At 65.2% G+C, this 20272-nt stretch carries 17 protein-coding genes and 1 pseudogene; 14 read left to right on the top strand and 4 right to left on the bottom strand.

What is annotated here, in order from left to right; all coding sequences use genetic code 11:
• The first annotated feature begins 36 nt into the window (after positions 1-36).
• The 4 genes and pseudogenes from SIL87_RS07215 to SIL87_RS07200 all read left to right on the top strand — a co-directional run bounded on the left by SIL87_RS07215 (position 37) and on the right by SIL87_RS07200 (position 5011).
• Positions 37-2897, top strand: a pseudogene (locus tag SIL87_RS07215) (ATP-dependent DNA helicase).
• 177 nt (positions 2898-3074) lie between these two features.
• The gene (locus SIL87_RS07210; RefSeq protein ID WP_319613506.1) at positions 3075-4286 is read left to right on the top strand and encodes an outer membrane beta-barrel protein; all 1212 of its coding nucleotides are present in this window, start codon (positions 3075-3077) and stop codon (positions 4284-4286) included.
• Between the two features lie 63 nt (positions 4287-4349).
• Positions 4350-4625: a type II toxin-antitoxin system Phd/YefM family antitoxin gene (locus SIL87_RS07205; protein ID WP_319613505.1), complete on the top strand. Its 276-nt coding sequence runs from the start codon at positions 4350-4352 to the stop codon at positions 4623-4625.
• The gene (locus tag SIL87_RS07200) at positions 4622-5011 is read left to right on the top strand and encodes a type II toxin-antitoxin system VapC family toxin (protein ID WP_319615925.1); all 390 of its coding nucleotides are present in this window, start codon (positions 4622-4624) and stop codon (positions 5009-5011) included. The genes SIL87_RS07205 and SIL87_RS07200 overlap by 4 nt, the downstream gene beginning before the upstream one ends.
• A 3-nt stretch (positions 5012-5014) precedes the next feature.
• Here the strand turns inward: SIL87_RS07200 and SIL87_RS07195 are convergent, their stop codons facing one another.
• Entirely contained in the window at positions 5015-6880 is a 1866-nt protein-coding gene (locus SIL87_RS07195) for an ABC-F family ATP-binding cassette domain-containing protein (protein WP_319613504.1), read from the bottom strand.
• A 105-nt stretch (positions 6881-6985) separates the two neighbouring features.
• Between SIL87_RS07195 and ndk the strand changes: the two genes are divergently transcribed.
• Positions 6986-7408: a nucleoside-diphosphate kinase gene (gene ndk / locus SIL87_RS07190; RefSeq protein ID WP_319613503.1), complete on the top strand. Its 423-nt coding sequence runs from the start codon at positions 6986-6988 to the stop codon at positions 7406-7408.
• A gap of 79 nt (positions 7409-7487) precedes the next feature.
• Here ndk and SIL87_RS07185 read toward each other — a convergent pair whose 3' ends face one another.
• Positions 7488-7742, bottom strand: coding sequence for a YMGG-like glycine zipper-containing protein (locus SIL87_RS07185; RefSeq protein WP_319613502.1), 255 nt, complete (start codon positions 7740-7742; stop codon positions 7488-7490).
• A gap of 298 nt (positions 7743-8040) precedes the next feature.
• Here SIL87_RS07185 and SIL87_RS07180 point away from each other — a divergent pair, with 298 nt between their 5' ends.
• The 8 genes from SIL87_RS07180 (at position 8041) to SIL87_RS07145 (ending at position 17167) form a co-directional block, all read left to right on the top strand.
• On the top strand, positions 8041-9081 hold the full coding sequence (locus tag SIL87_RS07180) for a rod shape-determining protein (protein WP_319613501.1): 1041 nt from the start codon (positions 8041-8043) through the stop codon (positions 9079-9081).
• A 40-nt stretch (positions 9082-9121) separates the two neighbouring features.
• Positions 9122-10000 carry a universal stress protein gene (locus SIL87_RS07175; protein ID WP_319613500.1) on the top strand — a complete coding sequence of 293 codons (879 nt, stop codon included), beginning with the start codon at positions 9122-9124 and terminating at the stop codon, positions 9998-10000.
• A gap of 7 nt (positions 10001-10007) precedes the next feature.
• A complete protein-coding gene (locus SIL87_RS07170) occupies positions 10008-10460 on the top strand; it encodes a MarR family winged helix-turn-helix transcriptional regulator (protein ID WP_319613499.1) in 453 nt (150 codons plus the stop codon).
• A gap of 337 nt (positions 10461-10797) precedes the next feature.
• Complete coding sequence (locus SIL87_RS07165; protein WP_319613498.1) at positions 10798-11526, top strand: pirin family protein; 729 nt, start codon at positions 10798-10800, stop codon at positions 11524-11526.
• Positions 11527-11744: 218 nt separating this feature from the next.
• Positions 11745-13262 (top strand): Do family serine endopeptidase, encoded by a 1518-nt coding sequence (locus SIL87_RS07160; protein ID WP_319613497.1) that lies wholly within the window; start codon positions 11745-11747, stop codon positions 13260-13262.
• Positions 13263-13409: 147 nt separating this feature from the next.
• On the top strand, positions 13410-14351 hold the full coding sequence (gene cysD, locus SIL87_RS07155; protein ID WP_319613496.1) for a sulfate adenylyltransferase subunit CysD: 942 nt from the start codon (positions 13410-13412) through the stop codon (positions 14349-14351).
• Positions 14351-16222, top strand: coding sequence for a sulfate adenylyltransferase subunit CysN (cysN, locus tag SIL87_RS07150; RefSeq protein WP_319613495.1), 1872 nt, complete (start codon positions 14351-14353; stop codon positions 16220-16222). Before cysD ends, cysN begins: the two co-directional genes overlap by 1 nt.
• A 225-nt stretch (positions 16223-16447) precedes the next feature.
• Positions 16448-17167: a PEP-CTERM sorting domain-containing protein gene (locus SIL87_RS07145; RefSeq protein ID WP_319613494.1), complete on the top strand. Its 720-nt coding sequence runs from the start codon at positions 16448-16450 to the stop codon at positions 17165-17167.
• Positions 17168-17243: 76 nt separating this feature from the next.
• Here the strand turns inward: SIL87_RS07145 and lpxC are convergent, their stop codons facing one another.
• Positions 17244-18203, bottom strand: coding sequence for a UDP-3-O-acyl-N-acetylglucosamine deacetylase (gene lpxC / locus SIL87_RS07140; protein WP_319613493.1), 960 nt, complete (start codon positions 18201-18203; stop codon positions 17244-17246).
• A 270-nt stretch (positions 18204-18473) separates the two neighbouring features.
• Positions 18474-19406: a hypothetical protein gene (locus SIL87_RS07135; RefSeq protein WP_319613492.1), complete on the bottom strand. Its 933-nt coding sequence runs from the start codon at positions 19404-19406 to the stop codon at positions 18474-18476.
• A gap of 265 nt (positions 19407-19671) precedes the next feature.
• Here SIL87_RS07135 and SIL87_RS07130 point away from each other — a divergent pair, with 265 nt between their 5' ends.
• Positions 19672-20208, top strand: a complete 537-nt coding sequence (locus SIL87_RS07130; protein ID WP_319613491.1) for a hypothetical protein — start codon at positions 19672-19674, stop codon at positions 20206-20208.
• Positions 20209-20272: the final 64 nt, after the last annotated feature.

The following is a 20272-nucleotide window of genomic DNA, read 5'->3' as shown; positions in this document are numbered from 1 at the left end:
CTTGGTGTTCGCCCCCGCCGCCGCTACAACCACCGCATGACCCCGCCGCCGCGATCGCAGCCGCCCGATACGCCCGCCCCTGCTCTGGTCACGGCCCACGGCACCGCCGCTTTGCTCACGCCCGAAGGCGAATTGCGCACCCTCACGACCGAAGCCGCCCGCGCCGCCCTGCGCGATCTGCCGCCGCCGCTGGTCATTCACGCCCCCGCCACGCTCAAGCGGCTCGGTGCCACTCTGCGCACCCTCGACCTGCTCGAACTCTTCGCCTTCGTCATGCCCGCGCACCCGATCGCGCCCACCCCCGCCGCTCTCGCCCGCGCCCTCGATTTCGAACCGCCCGACACCATCGAAGCCGCCGCCGCCGCCCTGCCCGACTACGCCGCCGCCCTGCTCGCCCGGCTCACGCAGGGCCGCATGCTGAGCCACAACCGCCACGCCGCCGGCCTCGCCACCCTCATGGGCCAGACCGGCTGGCCCTGGGCCCGCGCGGTCGCCGCGGCACTCGGCGATCCTGCCGCCCGCCCCGATCGCGCCGCCCTCCGCCTCTGGTCGATCCTCCCGGAATGGGAGGACGAAGCCCCGCGCCCGCCACCCTCCTCCTTCGCGGTCCCGCCGGATGCCGCGCGCACCCGGCTTGCCGAGCTGCTCGGCGCCCACGCCGAACCGCGCCCGGCGCAGTCCGACTACGCCTCCGCCGCCACCGCCGCCTTCGCCCCCGCCGTGCAGGAAGGCGAACCGCATTGCGTCCTCGCCGAAGCCGGCACCGGCACGGGTAAAACCCTCGGCTATCTCGCCCCCGCCTCGCTCTGGGCCGAGCGCAACCAGGGCGCGGTCTGGATTTCCACCTACACCCGTCACCTCCAGCGCCAGATCGAACAGGAACTCACCCGCCTCGAACCCGACCCCGCCCGCCGCCGCAACCGCGTCGTGCTGCGCAAGGGCCGCGAAAACTACCTCTGCCTCCTCAACTACGAGGAAGCGGTCAACAGCACCGCCGCCAGCCCGGTCGCCAGCAACCTCACCGCCCTCGGCCTGATCGCCCGCTGGGCCGTGGTCTCGAACGACCACGACATCGCGGGCGGCGACCTGCCCGGCTGGTTCCCCGAACTCTTCGGCAACACCCTGCTGCCCCAAATCGCGGACCGCCGGGGCGAATGCATCCACGGTGCCTGCCCGCACTGGAAGCGCTGCACCATCGAGCACGTCATCCGCCGCGCGCGCGGGGCCGACCTCGTGATCGCCAATCACGCTCTGGTCATGGCCCAGGCGGTCTGGGGCGGGCTCGACGACAACAGCGTCCCCACCCGCTACGTGTTCGACGAAGGCCATCACCTGTTCGACGCCGCCGATTCGGCCTTTTCCGCCGAACTCTCCGGCATCGAAATGGCCGAACTCCGCCGCTGGCTGCTCGGTGCCGAAGGCGGCCGCTCCCGCGCGCGCGGCATCGCACACCTGCGGAACCGCCGTCGAAGGATACCGCCCCCGGCCGCTCCCGCGCGCGCGGCATCGCACCGCGTATCGCCGACCTGATCGACGCCGATGAAACCCTCGTCGCCCCGCTCGACGCCGCCCTGATCGCCGCGCGCATCCTGCCCGGCTCGGCCTTCTTCGCCCGCCTCGCCGCCGCCGGTCCCGAACTCGACAGTATCGGCACCGGCCCCGCCGAAGCCTTCCTCGCCGCCCTCGCCACCCAGGCCCGCGCGCGCGCCAAACCCACCGAGCGGGAGTCCGCCCTCGATATCGAGGTCGATCTCCACCCGGTCGATCCCAGCCTCGCGGAGGCCGCCGCCGCGCTCGAACGCGGTCTCGCCCGCCTCGAAACCCCGCTCAGATCGATCCGCGACCGCCTGCTCGCCCGGCTCGACGACGACGCCGCCACCATCGAGGAGCGCGACCGCCAGCGCATCGAAGCCATGGCCCGCAGCCTGCGCCGCCGCGCGCTCGACAATCTCGCCGCATGGCGGCGCATGCTCGGCGCGGTCAGCGCCGCCGCCCCCGAACCCGGCGGCCGGCCCCGCCATGTCCTGTTCATCCGCCTCGGGCGCGACGCTGCCCTGCTCTCCCACCTGCTCGACCCCACCGAAGCCTTCGCCGAAACCGTCGCCGCCCCTGCGCACGGCCTGCTGATCACCTCGGCCACCCTGCGCGACAACGCCACCGCGAACGACCCCGAATCCGGCTGGCGCGGTGCCGAAAGCCGGAGCGGCGCGATCCATCTGCCGCGCCCCTCGATCCGCGCCGGGTTCGCCTCGCCGTTCGACTACCCCGCCCAGACCCGCATTTTCGTCGTGCGCGATTCCCCGCGCGACAGCATGGATGGTCTGGCGAGCGCCTTCCGCGCCCTGTTCCTCGCCGCGGGCGGCGGCGCGCTCGGCCTGTTCACCGCGATCTCGCGCCTGCGCGCGGTGCAATCGCGCATCGCCCCCGCCCTCGCCGCCGCCAACATCCCGCTCTACGCCCAGCACGTCGATGCGATGAACAACGCAACCCTGGTCGACATCTTTCGCGCCGAACACAATGCCTGCCTGCTCGGTACCGATGCGATGCGCGACGGCGTCGATGTGCCGGGCAACGCGCTGCGCCTCGTGGTGTTCGAGCGCACCCCCTGGCCCCGGCCCGACATCCTGCACCGCATCCGCCGCACCCATCTCGCGGACGGCGACCCCAAAGCCTATGACGACGCCATCGTCCGCCTCCGGCTCCGCCAGGGATTCGGCCGGCTGATCCGCCGCGCCAGCGATCGCGGCGTCTTCGTTTTGCTCGACCGCGCCTTCCCCTCGCGGCTCGAAACCGCTTTTCCACCCGATGTCATCGTCCAGCGGATCGGCCTCGCCGACACCGTCGCGGCGGTCGAAGCCTTCTTCGCCCCCGCCGCCCTGCCGGGCACCAATTTGTAGCAGAACTGCAACAGTTCCCGGCAATCGCGCCGATCGCGTCATGTTGCACGTGCACATGCCCTGAATGGCATATAGTTTGCTCACCTGTCGGATGACTGCGACACGCCCCGACGATTTGGTCACAAAATGATGAAATTTCGGGCATGACGCAGAACAAAATATCAAACAGGAGCTATTATGCAGGCTAAAATCACCTCTGGGACGCGAAAGTCAAAGACCGCAACCCTCCTCGCCCTCGGCCTCGGTGCCGCTGTTTCCCTTCTCGCGCTGCAATCGGCGCAAGCCTTCAACGGCCCGACCGCGATCAACATCGACGGCGGCCCCCTCGGCACCCTCGCCCTGACCGGCGGCGCCGATGGCTATTTCTACGGCCTCTCCGGCACCGGCAATTCCACCAACCCCGGCCTGCTCGGCACCGACAAGGCGACCGGCGCCCAGTTCATGAACGGCTTCGTCCAGGTCCAGAAAACGACCGGGCTGCTCCAGTTCACCATCGAGGTCGGTGCCAACAATTCGCTCGTGCTGGGCTATGCCCCCTCGAAACCCTCGGTCCAGACCTTCTCGACCGGGCCGCTCTACGCCGGCTACCTCACCCTCGCGCCCTCGTCGGCGTTCTCGATCTCGATCGGCCAGATCGGCTCGCTCGAAGGCTATGAATCGGGCATCGACTGGAACAATTCCAACATGCTCACCACCGACATCTTCTATGTCGAGAACTCGCAGAGCCGCGGCATCAGCGCCACCTACACCGATGGCCCGATCTCCGGCACCGTCACCTTCGGCGACGGATTCGACACCGGCGTGTTCAACTTCCTCCAGGCCCTCGGCACCTACACGTTCAACAGCAACAACGTCCTCAGCGTCTTCGCCGCGACCAATCTCGGCCGCACCGGGCTGAATGCCAATATCTACGGCAATGCCGCGACACCTTACAGCCAGTCCTTCGTCGCCAATTATGGCCCCAACTACGTCAATTCCACCATGTTCGGCGCCTATTACAGCTACACGATGGGCAATCTGAACCTCGTCCCCGAAGTCCAGTACGTCTACGCCAAGGTTGACCATAAACTCGGCCTCGACAAATTCTCCAGCAATTTCGGTGCGGCCCTGTTCGCCGACTATTCATTCGCCAAAACCCCTTATTCGATCGGGGCCTGGGGTGAATATTTCAGCTCCAACGGCCCGGATTACTGGTTCATCAACCCCGGCGCCCAGGGTATCGGCGTCTCGGTCTCGCCCACCTGGCAGAGCAAGAACCTGTTCGTCCGGGGCGATATCGGCCTGATGCACCTCACCAAATTCAGCAATAACGGCAGCCGCGGCTACGGCAATGACGGCGGCAGCCGCAACCAGGCCGACTTCCTGCTCGAAGGCGGCGTGTTGTTCTGATCCCCACGGCGCGCGGCCCCCAGCCGCGCGCCCGCTACCCTGCCATTTGACATGGTCCATCAAATGGACCATTTTCTCGTCATGAAAATCTCGGTCTCCGACGCCAAAAAACGTCTGACCGCTCTGGTCCGCCAGGCCGAAGCAGGAGCCGATATCGTCCTGACCCGGCATGGTCATGACGCCGTGCGGCTCGTCGCGGTCAAATCCTCCCCCAGCGCCGAGTTCCGTACCGAACTCCTCGACTCCCTCCGCCGATCCGCTTCCAGCCGCGCGAGGCAGGAGCAGGGCGCCGCTCGCAGCCAGGATTTCCTTTACGGTGACGACGGAATGCCCGCCTGATCGTCGTCGATACCTCGGCGCTGATGGCCATCATCCAGGACGAACCGTTGTCCTCAGCCTGCATCGCCGCACTCCGCACCGAAACGGATATCGCAATTTCAGCGGGCACCGTCGCCGAAGCGCTGATCGTCGCGGAACGCCGCCAGTGCGGCGCCGAAATGACCCGCCTGATCGACGAATTCGGCTTCATCATCGTCCCGGTTACACTGGCTGCGGCCCAGCGCGTCGCATCCGCCTACGGCCGATGGGGAAAAGGCATCCATCCCGCCGGCCTCAATTTCGGCGATTGCTTCGCCTACGAACTCGCCCAATCACGCCACTGCCCGCTGCTGTTCGTCGGCTCGGACTTCGCCCGAACGGATATCGAAGCCGCAATCCCCGCCTGAGCGCTACCCCGCCGCCTCCAGCGCCGCCTCGACCTCCAGCCACACCCCTTCCGCCGCCTCGATCTCCGCCCCGATCACCCCGAGCCGCAACTGAATCGCGGTGATCTCCTCGGATTTCGCCCGCGCATAGAAAGCCGCATCCGCGAGCTTGGCCTCAAGCTGCCGTTTTTCCGCCTCCAGCGCCTTGATCGCCTTCTCGGCGTCGCGCCCCCGTTTGCGCAACGGCGCGGTCGCCTCGCGCGCCTCAGCCCGTGCGCGGCGATCCTCCCGGGTCTGCGGGGCAGATTTCCGCTCGCCACCCCCCGCCGTCTTCTGCGTGATCAACCGCCGATACGCGTCCAGATCATCGTCGTAAGCCTCAACCTTCCCGCCCGAGACCAGCATCAGCCGGTCCGCGACCAGATCGATCAGATGCGTATCATGCGTCACCAGAATAACCGCGCCGGGAAAATCGGTCAGCGCCCGCACCAGCGCCTCGCGCGCATCGATATCCAGATGATTGGTCGGCTCGTCGAGGATCAACACCTGCGGCGCATCCCGCGTCGCCAGCGCCAGCAGCAGCCGCGCCTTCTCGCCGCCCGAAAGCTGCCCCACTTTGGTTTCCACCCGCGCCGCATCCAGCCCGAACCGTGCCGCCTGCGCCCGCACCTGGGTCGGCGTCGCATTCGGCAACACCCGCGCCAGATGCAGCAGCGGGGTATCGTCAAGATGCAGGTCATCCTCCTGATGCTGCGCGAAATACCCCACGGTGATCCCCCGCGTGCGAAAACTGCTGCCGCTCATCGGCTCCAGCCGCCCCGCCAGCGCCTTCGCCAGCGTGGACTTGCCATTGCCGTTCGCCCCCAGCAGCGCGATCCGGTCCTCCATGTCGATCCGCAGCGACACGCCGGACAGCACCACCCGCTCGCCATATCCGAGCGAGACCCGATCCAGCGACAATAGCGGCGGCGAGAGTTCCTTCGGCTCGGGAAAATTGAACCGCGTCGGGCTGTCTTCCACGATGGTATCGATCATCGGCATCTTCGCCAGCGCCTTCAACCGCGACTGCGCCTGCCGCGCCTTGCTCGCCTTCGCCCGGAACCGGTCGACATAGCTCTGCATATGCGCCCGCTGCTCGGCGATCTTCGCCGCCGCCCGGTTCTGCTGCTCCGCGCGCTCGGTCCTGATCCGCACGAACTCGGCAAACCCGCCCGGCGTCAGCGTGATCTTCCCCCGATCGAGATGCGCGATACTGTCCACCGCCCGATCCAGTAAATCCCGGTCATGCGAGACCATCAGCACCGCCCCGCCGAACCGCGCCAGCCAGGTCTCCAGCCACAACGTCGCTTCGAGATCCAGATGATTGGTCGGCTCGTCGAGCAGCAACAGATCAGGTGCCGCGAACAACGCCGCCGCCAGCGCCACCCGCATCCGCCATCCGCCGGAAAAGCTCGACATCGGCTGGTTCTGCGCCCGATCGTCGAACCCCAGCCCCGCCAGAATCGCCCCCGCCCGCGCGGCCGCGCTATCCGCATCGATCGTGATCAACCGGTCGTGGATCTCGCCCAGCCGCTCCGGTGCGGCATGCTCCGCCTCCGCCAGCAGCGCCGACCGCTCGGCATCGGCCGCCAGCACCACCTCGATCGGCGTGACATCCCCCGCCGGCGCCTCCTGCGCCACCGAGCCCATCCGCGCCCGGTTCGCGAGCCGGATCGTCCCGCCATCCATCGTGTGAATGCCGAGGATCAGCTTCAGCAACGTCGACTTGCCCGCGCCATTCCGCCCGATCAACCCGATCTTGCGACCCGGATCGATCGTCAGCGCCGCATTCTCCAGCAGCGCGCGCCCCGCGATGCTGAACGAGAGATTTTCTATCCGAAGGAGACTCATGCGCGCTTGCTATCGCAGAGCGCGGGGCTTGCCCATACCGCGCGGGAAAGCTATGGCCCCGCGCAACCACACAATCCAACCGAACTCCTGAAAAGAGACCCCGACATGGCCATCGAACACACGCTCTCGATCATCAAACCCGACGCGACCCGCCGCAACATGACCGCGCGGATCAACGCCAAATTCGAGGAAGCCGGCCTGCGCATCGTCGCGCAGAAGCGCGTGCAACTCACCCGCGCCCAGGCCGAAGCCTTCTACAGCGCCCATCAGGCCCGCCCGTTCTTCGGCGGCCTCGTTCAGTTCATGACCTCCGGCCCCGTCGTCGTCCAGGTCCTCGCCGGTGAAAACGCCATCGCGAAAAACCGCGATATCATGGGCGCCACCGACCCGAAAAAAGCCGCCCCCGGCACCATCCGCGCCGAATTCGCCGAGGATATCGAAGCCAACTCCGTCCACGGCTCAGACTCCCCCGAAGCCGCCGCCCAGGAAATCGCCTTCTTCTTCGCCGGCACCGAAATCGTCGGCTGATCCGCGCGCACCACAAGGCGCATTCCACAAAAAAGGGGAGCCGAAGCTCCCCTTTAATTATTACGTGCCGAGCCGGGGCTCAGGGTGCATGGCCGAGGTTGATGGTGTTCGGATTGGTCACCGCACCACCGATCGCGCCGATACCACCGCCGATCAGCGCACCCGTCGCCGCCGAGCCACCGGTCGCAGCACCCAGGATCGCCCCGGTGCCCGCCCCGATCGCGCCGCCCGAAAGCGCGCGCGAACCCGGCGTATAGCCGCACGCCGCGAGGCTGAGCGCGAGCCCCGCCAGCAGCACCGGTGTCATCAGCTTGCGTATCGAAATCCGTGTCATGACTTGTTCTCCTTGTTTAACGACCAGAATGAGTCGGTCTCATAACGTCTCATTCTTTGCAACAGTATGGCCTGTTGATGTCGGCAATGTAAGGGCAGCGCCGTGTCGACATCGTGGCACGGCGTAACCAAGCCTTACGGCCCGCTGCCCCCGGCCTTGTTATGCTCCGGCCTTGTTATGCTCCGGCCTTGTTATGCACCGGCCCAAAGGCTAATCGAACCCCTCCATGATCAATCGCACCAGGACCGCCCCACACCGGCGCCCCGGTGCCAGGCTGACGCTTTGCGGAAAGGGTTTCATGTTCTCTCGCCTCCTCGGGCTCATGTCTGCCGACATGGCCATCGACCTCGGCACCGCCAACACCCTCGTCTACGTCAAGGGGCGCGGCATCGTGCTCGATGAACCCTCCGTCGTCGCCATCGCCGACATCAAGGGCCGCAAGCAGGTCCTCGCGGTCGGCGAAGAAGCCAAGCACATGCTCGGCCGCACCCCCGGCAACATCCAGGCCATCCGCCCCCTGCGCGACGGTGTCATCGCCGATTTCGAAGTCGCAGAGGAAATGATCAAGCATTTCATCCGCAAGGTCCACAACCGCAAATGGGGCGCCTCGCCGCTCATCATCGTCTGCGTCCCCTCCGGCTCCACCGCGGTCGAACGCCGCGCCATCCAGGAATCCGCCGAAAGCGCCGGTGCGCGCAAGGTCCTGCTTATCGAGGAACCCATGGCCGCCGCGATCGGCGCGGGCCTGCCGGTCACCGAACCCTCGGGCTCCATGGTGGTCGATATCGGCGGCGGCACCACCGAAGTCGCGGTGATCTCCCTCGGCGGCATCGTCTACGCCCGCTCGGTCCGCGTCGGCGGCGATAAAATGGACGACGCGATCATCTCCTACATCCGCCGCAACCATAACCTCCTGATCGGCGAATCCTCGGCGGAAAAAATCAAACTCGAAATCGGCGCCGCCTGGGCCGACCCCACCGGCCCCGGCGTCTGGCGCGAAGTCAAAGGCCGCGACCTGATCAACGGCGTCCCGCGCGAAGTCCGGGTCAGCCAGGCCCAGATCGCCGAAAGCCTCGCCGAACCGGTCAGCCAGATCGTCGAAACCGTCAAGGTCGCGCTGGAAAACACCCCGCCCGAACTCGCGGGCGACATCGTCGATAAAGGCATCGTCCTGACCGGCGGCGGCGCCCTGCTCAACCGGCTCGACGATGTCCTGCGCGAAGCGACCGGCCTGCCCGTCGTGGTCGCCGAAGACCCGCTGCAATGCGTCGCCCTCGGGACAGGCCGCGCCCTGGAGGAGTTGAAACGGCTGCGCACCGTGCTTTCATCAATGTACTGACCCCGTACCGACCCCCGCGTTCATCATAGGGACCACACCCATGGCGATCCGTAAAATCCTGCTCCCCCTCGCCGGCATCGCCTCCGCCCCCGGCGCGCTGACCACCGCCCTGATGCTCGCCGAACGCTGGTGCGCCCACCTCCACGCGCTGCACGTCCGCACCGACACGCGCGACGTCGCCCCCCTCGCCGGCGAAGGCCTCTCGGGCGCCATGATCGAGGAAATGATGGCGAGCACCGAAAAGGAGGGCAACACCGAGGCCAGCGCCCTGCTCGCTCTGTTCACCACGCAAACCACCGCCCGCAACATCGCCGTCGGCGCCCCGCTCCGCGCCGAATCCGGTGCCGTCCGCGCCGCCTCCGCCCGTTTCTCCTCCATCGTCGGGCGCGAGGAGGAACTCGTCGCCGGGGAAGCCCGCCTGTCCGATCTCATCGTGGTCCCCCACCCCAAATCCGCCGAGGAAGTCGCCTCCGCCGACGCACTCCACGCCGTGCTGTTCGATTCCGGCCGCCCCGCTCTGATCGCCCCGGTCGGCATCCCCGCCACCCTCGGCACCCGCATCGCCATCGCCTGGAACGGCACCGCCGAAAGCGCCTCCGCCGTCGCCTCGGTCCTGCCCTGGCTCGCCGATGCCACCGCAATCCGCATCTTCCACTCGCCGGACTACCAGCGCCAAGGCCCCGATGCCGCCCAGCTCGCCGACTTCCTCGAACTCCACGGCATCACCGCCGACGCCACCGAATTCCGCGCGATCGACCGCAACGCCGGCGCCGGCCTGCTCGCCGCCGTCACCGATTACGGAGCCGACCTGCTCGCCATGGGAGCCTATTCCCATTCCCGTCTCCGCCAGCTCATCCTCGGCGGCGTCACCCGCCACGTCCTCGAACACGCCAGCATCGCCGTGCTGATGAACCGCTGACCCGGCCATGTTCGGCGTCGATGATGAAGCCACCGAAGCCGCCATCCGCACCTACGTCAAACTGATGCGCGCCACCCACGCCGTCAGCGCCCGCACCGCCCCCCGCCTCGCCGCCGCCGGCCTCACCCACACCCAACTCGGCGTCCTCGAAGCCCTGCTCCACCTCGGCCCGCTCACCCAGCGCGATCTCTCGCGCAAAATCCTCACCAGCCCCGGCAACCTCACCGACGTGATCGACAAACTGGTCAAACGCAGCCTGGTCGAACGCGTCGCCTGCCCCGAAGACCGCCGCAGCGTCCGCGTCGTCCTCACCCCCCAGGGCCAAACCTTCATCCAGACCATCTTCCCCAGCCACGCCCGCGACATCGCCGCCGCCATGTCCGGCCTCACCGCCAAAGACCTCGCCAGCCTCGGCACCCTCCTCCGTCAGCTCGGAACCGCCGCCGCGACCCCCGATTGAACTTCCGGCCCGACATCCTATATTGTTCGATATCGAATGATTTGGAGCGAGGAGATCGGGAAGTTAAGGCAAAGACAAGCGCTTCTTTTTTGCAAAAAAGAAGCAAAAAACTCTGATTCGTCTGGCGCGTGCCGGAACCGCCGCCCACGGCCCAACCCGGCGATCCTGCCACGTCTCATTCAAGACAGTGTTTCCCTGTGCCCGTGCCGTCCCCACCGCCCCTGCCTCAGATCAAAAAAGTTTTTTGCTTCTTTTTTTCAAAAAAGAAGACCTTGCCTGTCTTTGCCTCGCTTCGCCTTGCCGTCCCCGCAAACCCGCACAACGCTGGAGGTCTCCCATGATCGAATTACGTCCCTTCGCCACCATCGGCAGTTTCCGCAACGAGTGGCTCAACGCGCATCATCATTTCAGTTTCGGTAATTATCATGATCGCTCGCGCATGGGCTGGGGTGCGTTGCGGGTCTGGAATGACGACGAGATTGCCCCGCATACCGGTTTCGATCCGCATCCTCATCGGGACATGGAGATCATCACCTTCATCCGGCAGGGCGCGATCACCCATAAGGACAATCTGGGCAATCACGGCATCACCCGTGCGGGCGACGTGCAGGTGATGCATGCCGGCACCGGGATCACCCATGCCGAGTATAACGAGGAGGACGAGGCGACCCGTCTGTTCCAGATCTGGATCATGCCGGACCGCACCGGCGTTGCGCCGGGCTGGGCGAGCCGGGAGTTTCCCCGTGCGACGTCATCGGGGCTGCACATTCTTGCCGGGGGCCGTCCGGGGGATGCCGAGGCCGGCGCGTTGCCGCTCTATGCCGATGCCGCGGTGCTGGCCGCGCGTCTGGCGCCGGGCGAACGCGCGACCTACCAGATCGCCGAGGGCCGCGCCGCCTATCTGGTCGCGCCGGTCGGTTCATTCACGGTTGCGTCTGCCTCCGGGGTTGGCGATCCGGTGCATGCCGAACCGCGCGACGGACTCGCAATCAGCAACGAGCGCGCAATCGTGATCGAGGCCGGCCCTTCGGAAACCGAACTGGTCCTTGTCGACGTGCGCGGATGAAACGAGTTTCATCTGCGCGGCCTGCCCGCGTTTAGAATTCCACCTATATCGCACGCATGGCGATCGAACCGTTTCGAAATCAGACCATAGGGGCTCCCGTCCGGCGTTTGAAATGATAATAACCTTACCATCCATACCAACCGTCTGACGACGGGCTCGATTGTTCAGCGACACGACACGGCCGATACATCGTCGGCGAACCATGAAGGAAAATCTGAATGACACCCCAACTCGCACGACGCCGGCCGCAACGGATCGCGACCTTCGCCGCCGTGCTCCTCGCCGGAACCTCCCTGGCGATGATTTCGCTGCATCCCGCCTTCGCCGACGATCAGTCCCTGAACGCGACGGCGAAGGTCCAGCAGGATTTCAAGCCCATCCAGAGCTTCGCCCCGCTGGTGAAAATCGTGAAGCCCGCCGTGGTTTCGGTCACGGTGCACCTCAAGGTCCACAACGTCGCCCAGCATCAGCCGCCCGGCATGAACGGCATGCCGTTCCCCTTCCCGTTCCCGCAGCAGCAGCAGCCACAGGCGGTCGAAGCCAAGGGATCGGGTTTCTTCATCAGCTCCAAGGGCTATCTGGTCACCAACAACCACGTCGTCAAAAACGCCAAGTCGATTTTCGTCACCCTTTCGGATGGTGAACGCCTGCCCGCCACCATCGTCGGCACCGACCCGAGCACCGATCTCGCCGTGCTGAAGGTCGACCGCGCGAAGCCCTTCCCCTATCTCGAACTCGGCGACTCGGCCAACGTCACCCCCGGCCAGTGGGTCATCGCGATCGGCAATCCGTTCGGTCTTGCCGAAACCGTCACCACCGGCGTGGTCTCCGCCCTCGGGCGCGACATCGGCGATGGTCAGTACGATAGTTTCATCCAGGTCGACGCCCCGATCAACGAGGGCAATTCCGGCGGGCCGCTGCTCAACCAGAAGGGCGAGGTGATCGGCGTCAACACCGCGATCCTCACCCCGACCGGCGGCTCGGTCGGCATCGGCTTCTCGATCCCGTCGGATATGGTCAAGCGCATCACCACCGAACTGATCAAGTACCATCACGTCACGCGCGGCTTCATCGGCGTCCAGATTCAGGAAATCAGTCCCGAAATGGCGGCGGCGATGAACCTGCCGAGCCATGACGGTCATGCCAACGGCGCCCTGATCGCCGAGACCGTGCCGAACGGCCCCGCCGCCAAGGCCGGACTCAAGGCAGGCGACGTGATCACCAAGGTCGATGGCAAAACCGTCCACACCGTGCGCGACCTTGCCCTCGAAGTGTCCGAGGTCAAGCCGGGTCAGGACGTCCACGTCACCTACATCCGCGACGGCCATGAAAAGACCGCTGCGATCCAGGTCGAAAAATTCCCGAAAAACGCCGAGGCGGCCTTCAACCCCAATGCCCCGCATAACTCGACCTCGAACACCAGCAAGGCCGATCTCGGTCTCAGCCTCTCGCAGCTCACCCCGGCCCTGCACCAGCAGCTCGGCATCCCGAGCGACGTTCAGGGTGCCGTGATCACCCATGTCACCGCCGACTCCCCGGCCGATCAGGCCGGTCTGCGCGATGGCGATGTCATTGTCGGCATCGGCAGCGCCACCGTGACCGACCCCAATCAGGCGGTCTCCGCGATCGATGCCGCCAAGTCCAAACACGCCAAGGCGGTCGCGGTGCGGATCATGCGCGACGGTCAGTCGATCTTCGTCGCGATCCCGCTGCCCAAGGACGGCGCGAAAAAATAACCCGCTCCGCAGTGGCATCGCCGGGGAATTCCATCCTCCGGCGATGCCGCCCGGTGACCATTATCCACCAAAAACGCCTCCGGCCCTTGCAGGCCGGGGGCGTTTTCGCTCACAACGCCGCAGCATGACGCAGTCGGGACCCCACGCATGACCTCCGCCACAATTTTGCCCGCGGACACGCTCGCCCCCGCGCGCAGCGCCGATCTCGCCGCCCTCGAAGCCGAAAGCATCGAAATCATCCGCGAAACCGTCGCCGGTTTCCGTAATCCGGTGATGCTCTATTCGATCGGCAAGGACAGTTCGGTGATGCTGCACCTCGCCCTCAAGGCGTTCTACCCCGCCAAACCGCCTTTTCCGCTGCTTCATGTCGATACCGGCTGGAAGTTCCGCGAAATGATCCGCTTCCGCGACGAAACCGTCGCCCGTCTCGGACTTCACCTCATCGTCCGCACCAATGCCGAAGCCGCCGCCAGCGGCATCAACCCGTTCGATCACGGCGCCTCGACCTACACCAAAATCATGAAAACCGACACGCTGAAAGCAGCACTCGACGAGCTGAAATTCGATGCGGCATTCGGCGGCGCCCGGCGCGACGAGGAAAAATCCCGCGCCAAAGAACGGATCTTCTCGGTCCGCACCGAAGGCCATGGCTGGGACCCCAAGGCCCAGCGCCCCGAATTATGGAACCTGTTCAACACCAGCCTCGCCCCCGGCCAGACCATGCGGGTGTTCCCGCTCTCGAACTGGACCGAGGCGGATATCTGGGCCTATATCGAGCAGGAAAACATTCCGGTCGTGCCGCTTTATTTCGCCGCCGAACGCCCGGTCGTGGTCCGTAACGGCCAATTGATCATGGTCGACGACGACCGCCTGCCCCTTTCCCCCGGCGAAACCCCCGCATTGCGTCGCATCCGCTTCCGCACCCTCGGCTGCTACCCGCTCACCGCCGCCATGGAGTCCGATGCCGCCACCCTCGCCGCGATCATCGCCGAAATGAGCGCCTCGCGCCTCTCCGAACGCCAGGGCCGCCTGATCGACCATGACGATTCCGCGGCGATGGAAAAGAAAAAACGCGACGGATATTTCTGATGAACGTAATCGCCCCCACCGCCCCGCGCACCCTGCTCCGCCTGCTCACCTGCGGCTCGGTCGATGACGGCAAATCCACCCTGATCGGCCGCCTCCTGTTCGATACCGACAATATCCCGGACGATCAGCGCGCCGCCCTCGAAGCCGATTCGAAAAAATTCGGCACCGACGGCGCCAATATCGACTACGCCCTCCTGGTCGACGGTCTGGAGGCCGAGCGCGAACAGGGCATCACCATCGATGTCGCCTATCGCTTCATGGCCACCCCGCGCCGCAAATTCATCATCGCCGACACGCCCGGCCACGAACAATACACCCGCAACATGGCAACCGGCGCCTCGACCGCCCAACTCGCCATCCTGCTGGTCGATGCGACGCAGGGCCTGCTCACCCAGACCCGCCGCCACGCCTTCATCGCCGACCTGCTCGGCATCCGCCACATCGTCCTCGCGGTGAACAAGATCGACCTGATCCACCACGACCAATCCCGTTTCACCGAAATCGCGCGCGAGTTCGAAACCCTCGCCGCCCGCTTTCACTTCACCACCATCACCGCCATCCCGCTCTCGGCCCGCCACGGCGACAATGTCGTCCACCGCAGCGCCGCGATGCCGTGGTATTCCGGCCCCACCCTGCTCGAACATCTCGAAACCATCGAACCCGCCGCCGCCACCGAAGCCGCCTTCCGCTTCCCGGTCCAATGGGTCAACCGCCCGGATGCCACCTTTCGCGGCTACGCCGGCACCATCGCCGCCGGCAGCATCAGCCCCGGCGATCCGGTGACCGTCGCCAATTCCGGCCGCACCAGCACCATCGCCCGCATCGTCACCGCCGACGGCGATCTCCCGCGCGCCACCGCCGGCATGGCGATCACCCTCACCCTGGCCGACAATATCGACATCTCGCGTGGCGACCTCCTCACCCCGCCCGCCTCGCGCCCCGACGTCGCGGACCAGTTCGCCGCCGATCTGGTCTGGATGAGCGCCGCCCCGCTCCTGCCCGGCCGCCCCTACGTCGTGCGCCTGGGCACCACCACCATCTCCGGCGCCGTCTCGAAAATCCGCCATAAAATCAACGTCAACAATTTCGACGAACTCGCCGCCGACAATCTCGCCCTCAACGAGGTCGCGCTGGTCAACCTCGCCCTCGCCGCCCCGGTCGCCTTCGATTCCTACCAGGCCAACCGCCGCACCGGCGCCTTCATCCTGATCGACCGCATCACCAACGAAACCGTCGCCGCCGGCATGATCCGCCACGCCCTCCGCCGCGCCAGCAACATCCACACCCAGGCCCTCACCATCGACCGCCCCGCCCGCGAAGCCCGCAACCGCCACCGCCCCGCCGTGCTCTGGTTCACCGGCCTGTCCGGCTCCGGCAAATCCACCATCGCCAATCTGCTCGAAACCAAACTCCACCTCCTCGGTGCCCACACCTACCTGCTCGACGGCGACAACATCCGCCACGGCCTCAACCGCGACCTCGGCTTCACCGACGCCGATCGGGTGGAAAACATCCGCCGCGTCGCCGAGGTCGCCCGCCTGTTCGCCGATGCCGGGCTGATCGTCCTGGTCAGCTTCATCTCCCCCTTCCGCGCCGAACGCCGCATGGCCCGCGAACTCCTCGAACCCGGCCTGTTCCACGAAGTCTATGTCGACACCCCGATCGACATCTGCCGCCAGCGCGACCCCAAAGGCCTCTACCGCCGCGCCGACGCCGGCGAAATCCGCAACTTCACCGGCATCGACTCCCCCTACGAACCCCCCGAATCCCCCGAATTCCACCTCCGCACCCCCGAATCCTCCGCCGAATCCCAGGCCGACTCCCTCCTCGCCGCCCTCCGCGACCCCCTCGGCCTCTCGTCCATTTTATGATTGATTATTGTAGTTTTTGATATTCATTTTCATATCACAAGACTTTCTCAAGTATTGAATTTACCGCTCTGTCAGGATTCTTTACACCCCGACAACAGAGCCGTTCCCGTTCATCGCAATACCCCAACAATTCCGCCATTCGGCAGTATTGGCATGATTCCTGCTTAAGGAGATCCAGAGCAGCACGTTCGCTGACCACGTCTCGATCTACTTTTGGAGAATACAATGTCGTTCCGCACCGCAACCCTCGCCGGCATCGCCCTCGCCGCCACTCTCCTCGCCGCCGGCACCGCCCACGCGGGCGCCATCAACCTCGTCCAGAACGGCACGTTCGCCACCACCGATTTCACCGACTGGAACCTCGGGACCGTTCCGCCGGTCAACAGTAACGAGCAGGTTATCGCGACCGACAACGTCGCTCGCAGCTACCCCCAGGGCGCTTACGGCCAAGCCGTCGCGAACGATAACCTCACCACTGGCAGCCCTGAGGCCAGCAGCGGCTACGCCGCCTACTTCTCGACCGATACCGGCACAGAAACCCTTGCTCAAACCATCGCCATCAATTCGGCTGGCACCTACAGCATCGGCTTCGACGTCTACGTCCCCGCCAACGGCTACGCCAATCCGAACGACGCCTCCTTCTCCGGCAGCGTCCTCGGCACCAGCCTTCTCGCCTCCACCACGGTTTCTGCGATCGGCTCCACCTACGGCACCAACACCTGGGTCACCATCGCCGGCACCACCACCATCGCCACCGCTGGCAACTACACCGTCGATTTCTCCTTCACCGGTGATGGCGTCACCGCCAAGGACATCCTCGTCGACCGCGTCTTCGTCGTCCCCGGCACCGTGAACGTCCCCGAACCCGGCTCCCTCGCCCTCCTCGGCACCGGCCTGATCGGCCTCGGCCTCATCCTGCGCCGCCGCAACCGCAACCGCGTCTAACCCCACCCTCACCCCAACAAAAAACCCGCCCGGTCCCCCGGGCGGGTTTTTTCATGCCAAATCCAACCCCCAAACCCTACGCAACCGCCGCCAGCGCACTCACCCCGCCAACCACCCGATAATTCGCCGCATCCGCGAACAACGCCCGCAGCAGCATGTTATTGACCCGATGCCCGGTCCGCACCCCCTCGAACCGCCCGATCACCGGCATCCCCGCCAACGCCAGATCCCCCACCACATCCAGCATCTTGTGCCGCACGAACTCATCGGGAAACCGCAACCCCTCGGGATTGACCACCACATCCCCATCCACCACCACGGCATTCGCCAGGCTCCCGCCCCGCGCCAACCCCGCCGCCTGCAACGCCTCGACCTCGCCGGCAAACGTGAACGTCCGCGCCCGCGCCAGTTCCTCCAGGAACCGCCCCGCCGTCAGCGCCATCGCATAATGCTGAACCCCGATCGCCGCCGCCGCAAACCCGATCTCCAGCGCCAGCTCGAACCCGCCCGACGCCCCCGGCACCAAAGCCGCCGCCGCCGCGCCATCCACCACCCGCACCGGCCGCACCACCTCGATCGCACAGCGCGGCACCGCACTCTCCACAATCCCGGCACACTGCACCAGAAACGCAAACTCCGCCGCCGACCCGTCCAGAATCGGCACCTCAGCCCCATCCACCTCGATCATCGCATCATCGACGCCCAAACCCGCCAGCGCCGCCATCACATGCTCGACCGTCCCAACCCGAACCTCCGCCCGCGCCGGATCGGCCACCACCGTGCACATCCGCGTATCCGCCACGAAATCATGCCGCGCCGCCACAACCGGCGCCCCCGGCAAATCGACCCGGCAGAACGAAATCCCATCCCCCGGCGCAACCGGCACCAGCCGCATCGTTACCGGCAACCCGCTATGCAGCCCAACCCCCCGGCACCCGATCGCCGAACGTAGCCCGCGCCGAAACCCGGGATCGAACCCCGATACCCGGCTCTCCCAACCGCCACGCCCAACCATCCCGCCCAAAATCCCATCCATACCCAACCAGCTTCCCTTCCTCGTCCCGTCAGCACAAACCGCACCGATCCGAGCCCGATCATTTCGCTGCATCGCACACTATACGGTGAACGCCACGTTAAGAAATCAATGAATATTTCTGATTATTTCGTCATAATCCCCTGAAATTGCGGCATTTTTATGTATCCCTCAGTAACATCGTCGCGACCCCGTGCCCCCCCGCCTTACGCCGCACCGAAATCACCGAAACAAGCAAGCCGTTCTTTTTTGCAAAAAAGAACCAAAAAACTCTTATCGCTCCCGCGCCAACCCCCTGCGCCCCGCCACCAGCATCGCAAACCCGAACAACGTAAAAAATCCGGACATCACCACCGTCATCGTGATTCTCCAATCAATCGTCATCCCCGTCTCCGCCGGAACCCGATCCCCGATCCGGCTCCGCTCCAACACATCCGTCCACGCCCCCACCCGATACCCGTGCTGGCGATACATCCGCGCAATCCACGGCGTCATCCCCCCTACATCCACATACCCCCGCATCGGCGCCGCCGAACCCGAATGCGCCCCGAACCGCCGGTACGCATCCCGCCCATTATCCTCCTCGACCAGATAAATCCGCTGTGACGGCTCGAACCCGCCACTCACCAGCGGCGTATAGAAATCGTGGTACCGCGAGTTCCGAATGCTGTAGACATGCTCGAACACCCCGCCCCGCAACGGCACCGCCCCCTTCACCTCGACCCAGTGCGTCCAACCCGGCACGCCAGGCCGATGATCCCCCAACACCACCACCGGCAACCGCTCCCCCGCATTCCGGTCGGCATACGCCCGCACCCCGAACGTCACCGCCAGCCCCAAAACCCCGACCGCGATCCCAGCCCCCATAATGATCCGCCCCACACGCACCCGCCTCGCAGGAGTCATCACATAACCGCCCGCATCCGGCCCCTGCGCCGAAATCATCCGGATAACATCCGGCCCCGGCGCAAACCGTCCACCCCGCGCCGCCCACCGCCGCAACACCCACGGCACCAACGTGAAAACCACCACCGCCCCACCCATCATCCCCACAATGGGCGAAGCCGAGCCGAACAGATCGATCTGCCAATTCGTCACAAACGCAAACGGCCCCCGATCCGTCAGCGCCCCATACCCAAACAGCCCATACGCCGTGAACATCCCCAACATCCACAACCAGGGCGCAACCCGCCGCAACACCGCCATCCACCGCCTCCCTTGAACCAAACCACCCCACCGCCCCTATCACGTCATCGGGAACCCAGCGAAGCAATCAATCTCGAAAAAGGCTAAAAAGCAGTTCTTTTTTGCAAAAAAGAACCAAAAAACTCTTGCTCCCGGATGTTGAGCCGATCATCCACCCCCACAGGCATCCTGCCGACGCCCGATTCTAACTCAGCTCATGCTAACGACAACGACAGCCCCTCATTCAAGCGCAATCAGCATCCCGGACCCGGAACCCCCAATAACCATGAAAGCCCACAAAAAAGCGCTCCAATATCTGGAAAGACCCGGCAATCGCCCCGGCGGTATCCCGGAAAATGCAAGATATGCAAGCGCGGCGGTCGGCGTATTCGCCCTGTCAATGGAGGGATTGCTCGTAAACTACTTGGTTTATATAAATAAATCTAACCAGTTATTTGTATATGGCGAACCTTTTTTATTCATCGCCGTTCCCGTAATGATGGCTGTATTATATTCTTTGAGGTCAGGACGACTTTTCTTTATCAAACTATTTGTACGATTCTGCCAGTTAACATACATAGTGTATGGTCTTAATTGGATAATCAGCATCTTCCAGACTTTTTATTACAACGACATCCGAAACGGCCTTGCCGTATCAAACATCCTCCTCCTCGTCCTCATCAGCCCCTTCGTCTACCTGATGCACCGCGCCCTCAAACGCAGCCGCTGGCTCGACCCCAAATCCCTCCCCCACGAATGGGAAATCCCCGCCGTCAACGACCCCACCTCAATCAGCTACCGCCGCCCCAAAAAACCCCGCTGACCCAATCACCACCCCCCGACAACCGGCCAACCACCCCCGGCCCCAACGCACCACCCCCACCACG

Origin of the sequence: Acidiphilium acidophilum, assembly GCF_033842475.1 — a bacterium.
GTDB classification, from domain to species: domain Bacteria; phylum Pseudomonadota; class Alphaproteobacteria; order Acetobacterales; family Acetobacteraceae; genus Acidiphilium; species Acidiphilium acidophilum.
Note: the sequence above shows the minus strand (reverse complement) of the source record. Positions and strands in the feature narration are given on the sequence as shown.

What these genes read in the sequence shown, in the direction of transcription:
- SIL87_RS07145 (WP_319613494.1), top strand. Translation starts at nt 16,448, where the DNA reads ATGTCGTTCCGCACCGCAACCCTCGCCGGCATCGCCCTCGCCGCCACT.
- SIL87_RS07195 (WP_319613504.1), bottom strand. Translation starts at nt 6,880, where the DNA reads ATGAGTCTCCTTCGGATAGAAAATCTCTCGTTCAGCATCGCGGGGCGC.
- lpxC (WP_319613493.1), bottom strand. Translation starts at nt 18,203, where the DNA reads ATGGATGGGATTTTGGGCGGGATGGTTGGGCGTGGCGGTTGGGAGAGC.
- SIL87_RS07130 (WP_319613491.1), top strand. Translation starts at nt 19,672, where the DNA reads ATGAAAGCCCACAAAAAAGCGCTCCAATATCTGGAAAGACCCGGCAAT.
- SIL87_RS07180 (WP_319613501.1), top strand. Translation starts at nt 8,041, where the DNA reads ATGTTCTCTCGCCTCCTCGGGCTCATGTCTGCCGACATGGCCATCGAC.
- SIL87_RS07135 (WP_319613492.1), bottom strand. Translation starts at nt 19,406, where the DNA reads ATGGCGGTGTTGCGGCGGGTTGCGCCCTGGTTGTGGATGTTGGGGATG.
- SIL87_RS07185 (WP_319613502.1), bottom strand. Translation starts at nt 7,742, where the DNA reads ATGACACGGATTTCGATACGCAAGCTGATGACACCGGTGCTGCTGGCG.
- SIL87_RS07165 (WP_319613498.1), top strand. Translation starts at nt 10,798, where the DNA reads ATGATCGAATTACGTCCCTTCGCCACCATCGGCAGTTTCCGCAACGAG.
- SIL87_RS07160 (WP_319613497.1), top strand. Translation starts at nt 11,745, where the DNA reads ATGACACCCCAACTCGCACGACGCCGGCCGCAACGGATCGCGACCTTC.
- SIL87_RS07210 (WP_319613506.1), top strand. Translation starts at nt 3,075, where the DNA reads ATGCAGGCTAAAATCACCTCTGGGACGCGAAAGTCAAAGACCGCAACC.
- SIL87_RS07170 (WP_319613499.1), top strand. Translation starts at nt 10,008, where the DNA reads ATGTTCGGCGTCGATGATGAAGCCACCGAAGCCGCCATCCGCACCTAC.
- cysN (WP_319613495.1), top strand. Translation starts at nt 14,351, where the DNA reads ATGAACGTAATCGCCCCCACCGCCCCGCGCACCCTGCTCCGCCTGCTC.
- ndk (WP_319613503.1), top strand. Translation starts at nt 6,986, where the DNA reads ATGGCCATCGAACACACGCTCTCGATCATCAAACCCGACGCGACCCGC.
- cysD (WP_319613496.1), top strand. Translation starts at nt 13,410, where the DNA reads ATGACCTCCGCCACAATTTTGCCCGCGGACACGCTCGCCCCCGCGCGC.
- SIL87_RS07205 (WP_319613505.1), top strand. Translation starts at nt 4,350, where the DNA reads ATGGACCATTTTCTCGTCATGAAAATCTCGGTCTCCGACGCCAAAAAA.
- SIL87_RS07175 (WP_319613500.1), top strand. Translation starts at nt 9,122, where the DNA reads ATGGCGATCCGTAAAATCCTGCTCCCCCTCGCCGGCATCGCCTCCGCC.